General features: G+C 76.5%; 9 protein-coding genes. 3 read left to right on the top strand and 6 right to left on the bottom strand.

All coding sequences use genetic code 11. The features are described from left to right. Together AOK09_RS32615 and AOK09_RS32620 are read right to left on the bottom strand one after the other, a co-directional pair. Nucleotides 1-867: DUF6114 domain-containing protein (locus AOK09_RS32615; RefSeq protein ID WP_157876126.1), on the bottom strand; the 867-nt coding region annotated here is incomplete at its 3' end. Between the two features lie 54 nt (nt 868-921). Continuing rightward, nucleotides 922-1,560 (bottom strand): DUF6230 family protein, encoded by a 639-nt coding sequence (locus tag AOK09_RS32620; RefSeq protein WP_055590831.1) that lies wholly within the window; start codon nt 1,558-1,560, stop codon nt 922-924. Between the two features lie 749 nt (nt 1,561-2,309). Between AOK09_RS32620 and AOK09_RS32625 the strand changes: the two genes are divergently transcribed. The 3 genes from AOK09_RS32625 to AOK09_RS32635 are packed head-to-tail and all read left to right on the top strand — an operon-like array spanning nt 2,310 to nt 5,846. Continuing rightward, nucleotides 2,310-3,569 (top strand): lycopene cyclase family protein, encoded by a 1,260-nt coding sequence (locus tag AOK09_RS32625; protein WP_055590832.1) that lies wholly within the window; start codon nt 2,310-2,312, stop codon nt 3,567-3,569. Next, a complete protein-coding gene (locus AOK09_RS32630; RefSeq protein ID WP_055590833.1) occupies nt 3,550-4,296 on the top strand; it encodes a methyltransferase in 747 nt (248 codons plus the stop codon). The genes AOK09_RS32625 and AOK09_RS32630 overlap by 20 nt, the downstream gene beginning before the upstream one ends. Then, entirely contained in the window at nt 4,293-5,846 is a 1,554-nt protein-coding gene (locus AOK09_RS32635) for an FAD-dependent oxidoreductase (protein ID WP_055590834.1), read from the top strand. Before AOK09_RS32630 ends, AOK09_RS32635 begins: the two co-directional genes overlap by 4 nt. 64 nt (nt 5,847-5,910) lie before the next feature. Here AOK09_RS32635 and AOK09_RS32640 read toward each other — a convergent pair whose 3' ends face one another. From AOK09_RS32640 to AOK09_RS32655, 4 genes are read right to left on the bottom strand one after another with little or no spacing between them, the layout of a single operon-like run. After that, the gene (locus AOK09_RS32640) at nt 5,911-6,921 is read right to left on the bottom strand and encodes a DUF5914 domain-containing protein (protein WP_055590835.1); all 1,011 of its coding nucleotides are present in this window, start codon (nt 6,919-6,921) and stop codon (nt 5,911-5,913) included. Continuing rightward, complete coding sequence (locus AOK09_RS32645) at nt 6,918-7,943, bottom strand: phytoene/squalene synthase family protein (RefSeq protein WP_055590836.1); 1,026 nt, start codon at nt 7,941-7,943, stop codon at nt 6,918-6,920. Before AOK09_RS32645 ends, AOK09_RS32640 begins: the two co-directional genes overlap by 4 nt. Continuing rightward, nucleotides 7,940-9,475: a phytoene desaturase family protein gene (crtI, locus tag AOK09_RS32650; RefSeq protein ID WP_055590837.1), complete on the bottom strand. Its 1,536-nt coding sequence runs from the start codon at nt 9,473-9,475 to the stop codon at nt 7,940-7,942. Before crtI ends, AOK09_RS32645 begins: the two co-directional genes overlap by 4 nt. Continuing rightward, nucleotides 9,472-10,890 (bottom strand): polyprenyl synthetase family protein, encoded by a 1,419-nt coding sequence (locus AOK09_RS32655; RefSeq protein WP_063796139.1) that lies wholly within the window; start codon nt 10,888-10,890, stop codon nt 9,472-9,474. The genes crtI and AOK09_RS32655 overlap by 4 nt, the downstream gene beginning before the upstream one ends. Nucleotides 10,891-10,896: the final 6 nt, after the last annotated feature.

Raw genomic sequence — 10,896 nt, forward strand, 5'->3', positions numbered from 1 at the left:
GGCGCCGCGCTGCGGCGCAGCCGCTGCTCCCCCGGCCCTGCGGGCGCCGATCAGACCGTCGAGCAGCGGACACAGCCGGGGGTCCGGGGTCGCGTACTGCTCCGTGCCGCCGCCCGGGGACCCGGTCCAGCCGGCCGGTACCCGGGCGGCGGCGGGCAGGGAGGGCAGTCCGGTGGCGATCAGCGCGCCGGCCGGCAGCACTCCGATGGCCAGCAGGCGGTTGGCACGTACGCCCCGTCCTCGTTCGGGCCGTACGGCGGGCGCGGGCGGGCCGCCCTGCGGCCGCGACGGCCGGGTGACGGATCTCCGTGACGCCTTGCGGACCGTGCTCGGCCCGGTCGCGGTGGTGTCCGGGTCCCCGGCCCCGGCCGCCGGGTCGCCCTTCGCGCCTCCCGGCTCAGCCGGGCCGTCCGGGATGTCGGGTGTCCCGCCCGGCCCTCCGCCGCCGGGAGGCGGTCCCGGCCCGTCGGTACCGCTCGCGCGGGTCGTCGGGCGGCTGTCCGGTGTCCAGCCGACCGCCATCGCGCCGCCCAGCACCGCGAGGAGGAAACCCAGCAGGAACCCGCCGAGGTTGGACAGGACCAGGGAGGCGACGGCGAGGACCAGCGAGGCGATCCCGGCGAAGACCCGGTGGCCGGGGGCGAGCCAGTGGGTGAGTCCGAGGACCACGAGGAAGACGCCCACCAGGATCCCGGAGACCCCGGCGACCCCCTCATGGATCATCAGGGAGAGCGGCGCCCAGGGGACGGAGAAGATCTCCACTCCGGCCGCCAGGGTCCACACCCCGGCCCAGCCGGGCCGGCTCCGCCACCAGCACCGGAGCGGCGGCCTCCGGCCGATTGCTGCGCCTGTGTGCACATCGCTCATCTGACGGCTCCCCGAGGAGGGTCGACTCTGCCGGACGTGGTGGTGAGGGCCGGCTCAGTAACAGGAGCGGTCCCCACGCAGCACCTGGAGGTCGAGCCCCGGCATCCGCATGGTCGCCGCGCTGAGGGCGCGGGTGTCCTGGCGCAGGTGCCTGATGGTCACGGCGGACGCCTGCTCGCCGAAGGCACCCGGCGGACCCTCGAGCCCGGGAAACTCCGTCAGGGTCGAGGCGTCCTGGCCGAAGTTGATGTTCCGGAACAGGGTGTCGCCGCGCAGCCGGTGGAGGTCGGCCACCAGGCGGTCGGCGTGCACCGGCTCGGCGCCGCGCCCGGCGGTCAGTCGCAGGGTGACCGGACCCAGGATCGGAACGTCCTGCACCACCGACTGGCAGAGCCCGTAGATGTCCGCGGTGCGGATACCGGTGAGCGCCTCGGGATACACCTCGTGCTTCCCGCGGGCGAGGGTGCCGAACTGCTCCAGTCCCCGGCCCTCGAGCAGGCGTGCGGAGATCTGGAAGCTGGCGCCCGAGACGGTGAAGGAGTCCGCCGAGACGCCGAACGACGCCGCGAGCGCACCCTCGGCCATGGCCCCGAACAGGCAGCCGGAGACGGCCAGTGTGGGCACCGTCACCAGGGCCACCCGACGCCACCTGGTCCGGCCGAACCCCTGGGCGTGGACGGTTCGGTCGGACATCGGTCTCTCCCCGGGGCGCGCGCTCTGTTCGTGCCGCGGACCTCGCGGGCGTACGGTGCCGCCGGCGCGGATCAGCGGCCACCAGGCTTGCATCCGGTGTTCCGCGGCCCGACCAACCGCGCCGCCACGGCCGATAATCCGACATGAAGATCACCCGATCGGCCAAGCCCGCGATACGGCCCGCTCACCGGACCGGGCGACGGCCCGGCCACCCCGGGCCACGGAGCGCCGGGGCCACGCCACCGTCTGGCACGAGGCCCGCACCGCCCTCGGCTACAGCACCGCGTAGCCCGGGCGCCTCCCGAAGGGTGAGCCGCCCTGCTCGAAGGCCACCGCCGCACCGGCCTCCCCGGCCTGGCCGTGGAGGTGACCCGCTGCGAGACCGCCGTCCGGAACCCGGAACCCGGAACTCGACGCGTGCAGCGACGAGGAACCGGCCACCGTCGCCGGCCTGCCCGGACATCCCGCGCCGACCGACGCCGCAGCAGCCCCCGTCGCGGCTGTCCGGCCTGGCAGCACACCGTCAGGTCCCGGGCCGCGCCGCGGCGGCGACCTCCCCGGCGGTGCGGCTGACGGATCGCACGGCGGCCGGCGGTCACCTCCGCCCCTGGGCGGGAGCCTGCCCGTTGTACGCCGTACCGGGCCGTGACCGCGGCGGCGGCGTGTCACCTGCGCCGGCGCGAAGGGTGCGTGGGTGATGGTGGAGGTCCGCGCATGCGGCGCGGGACCGGGCGGACGGAGGACCCGCAGTGCTCCAGGCCGATGTCGCCGTCGTCGGGGCGGGCGCGGCGGGGCTCTCCCTGACCCGCCGGCTCTCCCGCTCCGCGGCGACCGGGCGGGAGTGCTCGGTGGTGCTGATCGAGGCGCCGCCCGGCCCGCTGCGGCCGCCACGGCGGACCTGGTGCTTCTGGGAGGACGAGCACGGCGAGTACGACCGCGCCGTGACCGCCTCCTGGCCCGCGCTGAGGGTGCACGGACCCGAGGGCCGCGCGGTGGTGGGCCGGCCCGCACCGCTGCGCTACAAGATGATCCGCTCGGACGTCTTCGACGAGCTGCTCACCGCGGAACTGGCCCTGCGCCCCCTCGTACGGCGCGTCGAGGCCACCGTCCAGGGGGTACGGGACGTGCCGGGCGGCGCCGAGGTCCGGGGCACCATGCCCGACGGCGCCCCCCTGGCGGTACGCGCCCGCTGGGTCTTCGACTCCCGCCCCCCGGGCAGCCTGCCTCCCGCCCGCACCACGCTGCTGCAGCACTTCCGCGGCTGGTTCGTCCGCACCTCGCGGCCCGCCTTCGACCCGCAGGTGGCGGACCTGATGGACTTCCGCACCCCGCAGCCGGCACGGGGCCTGTCGTTCGGCTATGTGCTGCCCACCGGTCCCTGCGAGGCACTGGTGGAGTACACGGAGTTCTCACCCGCCGCTCTGACCGCGGACGCCTACGAGGCCGCCCTGCTGCACTACACGCAGGAGATCCTCGCTCTCGGGCCGTTGCAGGTCACCGCGGCGGAGACGGGCGTGATCCCGATGACCGACGCGGTCTTCGGCCGGCGTGCCGGGCGCTCGGTGTTCCGGATCGGGGCCGCGGGCGGTGCCACCCGCCCGTCGACCGGCTACACCTTCGCCGCCGTGCAGCGCCAGACCCGTGCCGTCGCCGACGCACTCCGCCGGGGACGGCCGCCGGTGCCTCCGCCCGCCCACTCCGCCCGGTCCCGGGCCATGGACGCGGTGCTGCTGCGGGCCCTGGACAGCAGGCGGGTGGACGGGGCGCTGTTCTTCTCCCGCCTGTTCCACCAGGTGCCCACCGAGCGGCTGCTGCGTTTCCTGGACGGCCGCACCCGGCTGCACGAGGACCTCGCCATCGGCCTCCGCACCCCTGTCCTGCCGATGCTGCGCACCGCCGCCGAGCTGCCCTGGCTGCCGCGCCGGCAGCCGACCGTCCGCCCGGTCCCGGCGGCGGCACCCCCCGGCGGCCCGAGACCGGAGGTCCATGATGACCCTGCTGCGCGATGACGCCCTGTCAGCCGCCTTCGACCACGCCTCCCTCAGCTATGACCGGCTGGTGGCGGCCAACCCCGGATACCACGCCCACCTGCGGCGTTCGGCCCGGCGACTCGGCCTGCCGGGCGGTGGCGCCGGCCTGCGCGTCCTGGACCTGGGGTGCGGTACCGGCGCGTCGACGGCGGCGCTGCTCCACGTCCTGCCCGCTGCGGAGATCACGGCGGTGGACGCCTCCGCGGGCATGCTGGCCAGGGCGACCGCCAAACGGTGGTCGCCCAGGGTGGCGTTCGTCCACGCCCCGGCGGAGCGGCTCTCCGACGCGGGCGTGCACGGGCCGTTCGACGCGGTCCTGGCGGCGTACCTGTTCCGCAACCTCGCCGACCCGGGGGCAGTGCTCGGCACGGTACGCAACCTGCTGACCCCTGGCGGAAGGCTTGCGGTCCACGAGTACCTGCTGAGCGGCCGGCCGGTGCACCGCTGGGTCTGGACCGCGGTCTGCAGGGGGATCGTGCTGCCCGCCGGGATCGCCGTCGGCGACGGCCGGCTGTACCGCCATCTGTGGCGCAGCGTCGTCGACTTCGACACCGCCCCGCAGTTCCGGGACCGGATGCAGCGTGCGGGCTTCACCGGTGTACGGGTGCTGCCCCTGCCGGGATGGCAGACGGGCATCACCCACACTGTCGTCGGCCGGGTGCCCCCGCACTCCGGCACGCCGGCGGGCGAGGAGGAGCGGGCATGAACCGCAGGGCGGGGAGCGCACCCCGGCGCGGCCGGGACCGGCGCGCCCGGGTCCTCCTCCCCCGGCCGGGCCGCCCCCGGTTCGACGGGGAGCCGCCCGCGGTCGCCGTCGTCGGCGGCGGTGTCGCGGGCCTCGCAGCCGCGACCGCGCTCGCGGAACGCGGCGCGCGGGTCACCCTCTACGAACGCGAGCCCCAGCTCGGCGGGCGGCTCGCCGGGTGGTCCACCGTGCTGGCGGACGGGTCCGCCGTCACCATGAGCCGCGGCTTCCACGCCTTCTTCCGCCAGTACTACAACCTGCGTGGGCTGTTGCGCCGCGCGGACCCCGGCCTGCGCATGCTCACCGGACTGCCCGACTACCCGCTGCGGCACAGCGGCGGGCTGCACGACGGCTTCCGGCGCGTCCCGCGGACGCCGCCGTGGAACGCCATGGCGTTCGCCGCGCTCAGCCCCACCTTCACCCCACGGGGCCTGCTGGGGATGGACCCGGTCGCGGCGCTCCCGCTGCTGGACGTGCGCACCCCCGGCGTGTACGAGCGGCTGGACGCGGTGAGCGCCCACGACTTCCTGGACGCGATCCGCTTTCCCGGGGCCGCCCGCCATCTGGCGTTCGAGGTGTTCTCCCGCAGCTTCTTCGCCGACCCCCGGGAGCTGTCCGCGGCGGAGCTGGCGCTGATGTTCCACATCTACTTCCTCGGCTCCAGCGAGGGCCTGCTCTTCGACGTACCCGACGAGCCCTTCCCGCGGGCCCTGTGGGACCCACTCGCCCGCTATCTGGACGGCCACCGGGCCGTTCTGCATACGGGCACCGCGGTGGAGAGGGCGGAGCCGCTGCCGCACGGCGGCTTCGAGGTCTCCGCCGACGGCGCCACGCAGCGCCATGACGCGCTGGTCCTCGCCCTGGACACCGACGGGCTGCGCACACTCACCGCCCGGTCGCCGCGCCTGGGCGACGCTGCGTGGCGCGCCCGTGTCGCCCGGCTGCGCACCGCCCCGCCGTTCCTGGTCTCCCGCCTGTGGCTGGACCGCCCCGTCGCACCGGGCCGCCCGGGGTTCGCGGGCACCAGCGGCTACGGCACCCTGGACAACGTCAGCGTGCTGGAGCGCTGGGAGGGGGAGGCCGCCCGCTGGTCGGCCCGCACCGGCGGTTCGGTGGTGGAACTGCATGCGTACGCCCTTCCCGACGGCGCCGACCGCGGCGCCGCCCAGCAGGACCTGCTGCGGCAGCTGCACCTGGTCTGTCCCGAGACCCGCGCCGCGCGGGTGCTGGACGTGCGGCACGAGTGGCGCGCGGACTGCCCCCTGTTCCCCGTGGGCGGCTTCACCGACCGGCCCACCGTGCGCACTCCGCACCCCGCGCTGGTGGTGGCGGGCGACCTGGTGCGCTGCGACCTGCCGGTGGCCCTGATGGAACGCGCCGCGACCACGGGCTTCCTGGCCGCCAACGCCCTCCTGGAAGGCTGGGGCGTGCGCGGCCAGACGCTGTGGACCGTCCCCGCCCGGGGCCGCTCGGCCGCTCTGCGCGCCCTCGCCGGGCTGGTGGGCGGGTAGCGCGGAGCACCCGTCCACCGCAGTGCCCGGCGCTCCCCCGGATGCGGCACGCCGGCTGCGGGGGTCAGCCAGGGAAGCGGCCGGTGCTGCGCAGTTGCCACCGGCGTTCGGCGTACGCCAGGTCGTCGCGCCACAGGCGCGCGGCGGCCGCCCGCACAGCGGGGCGGAGCAGCGGCGAGACCGCGCGGACGGCGGCGAAGCCCCGGCGGTCGGAGGTGGCCGCGATCGCCTCCACGACCGCGGTGCGCGGGCGGCCGCGGTGGTCGGCGCCGAGGGGCGTGGCATGGGTCTCGACCACGGATCCCCGCCCCTCTCCTTCGGCGATGCGCATCACCACCGTGCGGGGTTCGGGGGCGGTGAAGACCGCGCGCACCGGCACGACCGCGCGCCCGGCGACCTTGAAGGAGACGTCCACGACGATGCCGTCGTCACCGTCGCTCCCGGCGGATGCCTCAAGGACGGTCAGGTCGACGAAGGAGTACGGGTGGAACCAGGCGCCGTGCCAGGGGTCGAGACGGTTGGCGACCACATCCTCGGGCTCGCAGGTGCCGATGCCGGTGTAGACGGCCGTGACCGTGCGCTCCAGCGGCGGCCGGGCGGCGATCACCGGCTGCTCCAGCGGCTGCTCGCCACCGGCGTCGTCCAGGCGTGCCCAGGCCAGGATGCCGTCGTCATGGGCGGGGAAGGGCTCCCACCCGGCGCGCGCGGTGCCGTCCAGGGCCAGCCCGTGCCAGTGGCAGACGAGCCTGCCGCAGCGGACCGGGCTGCGGCCCAGGGGCGCGCCCAGGTGGGGGCAGGACCCGGGCCCGGCGACCAGGCGCCCGGCGGCGTTCCGCCAGACGACGACCTCCCGTCCGGCGATCGTGCGGGCCAGCGGGCGGCCGGGGGTGATGTCCCGCACGGCTCCGACGACGAACCAGTTGCCCGACGGCCGGGCAAGGGCCCTTCGCAGCGCGGCGTCGATCAGGCCGGGTCTGGCCTCGCGCCAGGTGGGGTGCTGGCGCTCCCAGGGGACCGCACGGCGGCGCAGCCGCAGCGGGTAGCGTCCGCGGGCGGGGAGCGGGCCTGTGGTCATGTGCTCGCCGCCGCGGGGCTCGGCGGGGCGCCGGCCGGCCGCTTCGCGGGCCGCGCCGCAGCCGGGCTGCGCGGCGGCCGTGGGGTCCGGTCGGCCCGCAGCCGGGCTGCGCCCACCCGGAGCAGCCCGTCCAGCGCCACCGCCGCGCGCCGGCGGCGGGAGACGACGGCGCGGCGGTGGAGGGCGGCGTACCCGTCCGCGGCGACGGCGTCCAGGATGGCGCCGTAGAGCACGGCCGCGGTGCGGATGCAGGGCCGGGAGACGGGGTCGAGCATGGCCAGACCCGGTGCCGCCTGGCGGTAGACGTCGCGGGTGAGGTCCGCGGCGGAGCTGAGCACGGCGGTGATGCGCCGGTCGCGGCGGCCGGTGGTTCTGCTCCACTCCAGCAGCGCGCGGTCGGCGCCGTGGGCGCGCAGCAGGTCGGCGGGGAGGTAGACGCGGCCCCGTTCGAGGTCCTCGCCCACGTCCCGCAGGAAGTTGGTGAGCTGGAAGGCCACGCCGAGGGCGGCGGCGTGCGGAGCGGCCTCCTCGCGGGGGACGACGGTGCCGAGGACCGGCAGCATCTGCAGTCCGATGGCCGCTGCCGAGCCGTGCATGTAGGCGCGCAGTTCGGCGTAGGTGCGGTACTCGGTCACCTCCAGGTCGCTGCGCATGGAGGCCATGAAGTCGCTGAAGTGCCGGTGGTCGATGCGGTACGCGGCGGTGGTGTGGGCGAGCGCCCTGACCACCGGTTCGCTGCTCCGCCCGTGCCGCAGTCCGCGTTCCAGCTGCCCCTGGAGCCGGGTGAGGGCGGCCCGGCGCTCGGCGGGGCAGGCGTCGCTGCCGAGGTCGTCCACGATGTCGTCGGCCCAGCGCGCGAAGCCGTACAGGGCGTGCACGGCCGGCCGCCGGGACGGCGGCAGGAGGCGGGTGGCGAGGAAGTAGGTCCTGCCGTGCCGGGCGTTGAGCCGGCGGCAGTGGGTGTAGGCGTCGCGCAGTACGGGGTCGGTGATGCCCGCGGCGTCCAGTTCACGTGCGGTCACCGGCGGCCGCCCGCCGGGGCCGTACCTCGGCTGCGCGGCCCGCCGCCGGGCGTCCGGAGGCCGGTGATGCGGGCGGCCGCGAGCTTCCCGGACAGCAGGACCGTCGGCACGCCGACGCCCGGTGTGGTGCCGCAGCCGGCGAGGACGGCGTTCTCGGTTCCTGCCACCAGGTTGCGCGGGCGGAAGGGACCGGTCTGCGCGAAGGTGTGGGCCACCGAGAAGGGGGTGCCCGCGGAGTGCCCCTGGGCGTGCCAGTCGGCGGGGGTCACCAGGCACTCCTCCTCGATGGCCGAGGCGAGTCCGTCCAGTCCGCGGCGTTCCAGTTCGGCCAGCAGACTGTCGCGGTAGCGGGGGGCCAGGTCCGCCCACTCACGGACGCCCGGGCCGAGGTCGGTGTTGGGGCAGGGCGCCAGGATGTAGTGCAGATGGCGGCCGGGCGGGGCGAGGTGCGGGTCGGTGGCGGTGGGCCTGGTGATGAGCAGCGAGGGGTCGGTCATCAGCTCTCCGGTGCGGGTCAGTTCGCGGAAGGTGCTCTTCCAGGCGGCACCGAAGGACAGGGTGTGGTGGGCCAGCCGGGGCCAGGTGCGGTCGGTGCCCGCGTGCAGGACCACGGCCGAGGGCGAGTGGCGCAGCCGGGCGGGACGGCGGGGCCGGCGTCCCAGCAGGCGATAGGCGGTGGGCAGTTCGGGGGTGAGCACGACCGCGTCACAGGTGATGCGGTGCTGGTCGGTGACCACCGCGGTGACCCTGGGCCCGGAGCGCTCCAGGCGGATGACGTCCTGGCCGTACCGCAGGTCCGCGCCGGCTGCGGCGGCCGCGTCGGCCATGGCCTGCGGCAGGGCGTGCATACCGCCGCGGGGGAAGTACACACCGGCGACGGTGTCCATGTAGGCGATGACGGCGTACGCGGCCAGGGCGCGGCTGGGCGGCACCCCCGCGTACAGCGCCTGGAAGGAGAAGACCCGGCGCAGGCGCTCGTCCTTGAGGTGGCGGCCGATCCGCGCCTCCAGGCGGCCGAAGCCGCCGAGCGCGGCCAGCCGGGCGAGGTCGGGGTGGAGGAGTTGCAGCGGCGAGTCGAAGTTGGCGTCGATGAAGCGGCGCATCTGGACGGCGTGCAGCCGGGTGAGCCAGCGGCGCAGCCGGCGGTAGCCGACCGCTTCGCGCGCTCCGGCGAAGCGCTCGACCTCGGCCTCCATCGCGTCGGCCCCGGTGTGCACGTCCAGTTCGCTGCCGTCGGCGAACCGCGCCCGGTAGGCGGGGTGCAGCGGGAGGAGTTCCAGGTGGTCGCGCAGGTTGTGGCCGACGGCGGCGAAGGCCTCCTCGACGAGGTCGGGCATGGTCAGCACGGTCGGGCCGGTGTCGATGCGGTAGCCGCCGCGTTCCAGGCGCCCGGCGCGGCCGCCGGGGAGTGCGCCGCGCTCGACCACGGTGACCCGCCGTCCGGCGCTGAGCAGGTGCAGGGTCGCGGACAGCCCGGCGAGTCCGGCGCCGACCACCACGACATGGCCGGTGGGACCGGGGAGCGCCCTCATCGGCTTCCCCTCCCGGCTCCGGCGGCCCGGCGCGACGGCGTCCGGGACATCCCTGGGCCGTACGGGGGCGCTGCTCCGGGTGCGGGTGCCGCTCCGGGCGCGGGTGCTGGTGCTGCTCCGGGCGCGGGTGCGGTACGGGCAACGTGGTCGGCGCCGGCCATGGTGCACACCAGCTCGCGCAGGCGGTGGAGGGCGCCGCTCTCCGGGGCGGCTTCCGCCAGATGGCGGAGGCTGCGGGCCACCAGCCGTCCGATCCGGTCCTCGACCGCGGCGCGGGCCCCGGTGGACACCAGCACCCGCCGTACCTCGGCCAGCTCGGCGGCCGACAGGTCGCGGACTCCGACGGCCCGGTCCAGCACGGCCAGCGAGGCCCGGTCGCCGCGCGCGGCGGCGTTGGCCCGGGCGACGGCCGTGAGATAGGTGGGCTTGCCCTCCCGGACGTCGTCGCCCGACGGCTTCCCGGTGCGCCTCGGGTCTCCGAACACGTCCTCGAGGTCGTCGCGCAGCTGGAAGGCGATCCCGGCGCACCGCCCGGCCGAGCGCAGCGCCCGGGTGGCGGCGGCTTCGGCTCCGGCCAGGGCGGCGCCGAGGGCGAGGGGCCGCTCCACCGAGTACAGGGCGCTCTTCAGCCAGGCGATGCGCACCGCCCGGGCCGCCGACCGGCAGGCGGTGGCCTGGCCCTGCAGGTCGAGGTACTGGCCCGCGACCATCTCCGTGCGCATCGCCCTCCAGATGCCGTGCACCCGGTGGGCGGTCCCGGGTTCCAGGCCGGCGTCGGCGAGGGTGTCGTCGGCCCAGGCCAGGGCGAGGTCTCCGGCCAGGACCGCCGCGGAGACGCCGAAGGAGCCGCCCGCCCCCGGCGGGACCGAGGCGGCGTACTGGGCGGCGAAGTCGGTGTGCAGGGCGGGGCGGCCGCGGCGCAGCGGGGAGTGGTCCATGACGTCGTCGTGGACCAGCGCGCAGGTCTGGACGAGTTCCAGGGCGGCGGCGACGTGCAGGGCACGGTCCGTCCCGGCCGCGTCCGTTCCTCCTCCGCAGGCCCGCAGGCTCCACCACAGCAGCCGGGAGCGCATGCGTTTGCCGCCGTCCAGGGTGAAGCGGGCGACCCGTTCGGCGACGTCACGGGCGAAGACGCCGTCGAGGGCGGCGGCCTGGGCGGTGTGGCGGCGCAGGATGTCGGCGAGCACGCGGCCGACCGCCGCGGGCACATCGGCGTCCACCGCGGCCGGGCTGAAGGCCGCGGGGGCGGTGTCGGGGGCAGGGGGTGCGCTGTCGGGTCGCTGCCCGGGTGCCGCGGGCCCCGGGGTGGAGGGAGCAGCCCACGGGCCGTCGTCGACCGGATCGGCCCCCGGCCTCAGGTCCGGTTCCGGCGGCTGCCCGGGCGCGAGGCCCGCCTCGGCCGGGGTGCGGCGCATACCGGC

It is taken from the genome of Peterkaempfera griseoplana (assembly GCF_001418575.1).
Classification (GTDB): domain Bacteria; phylum Actinomycetota; class Actinomycetes; order Streptomycetales; family Streptomycetaceae; genus Peterkaempfera; species Peterkaempfera griseoplana.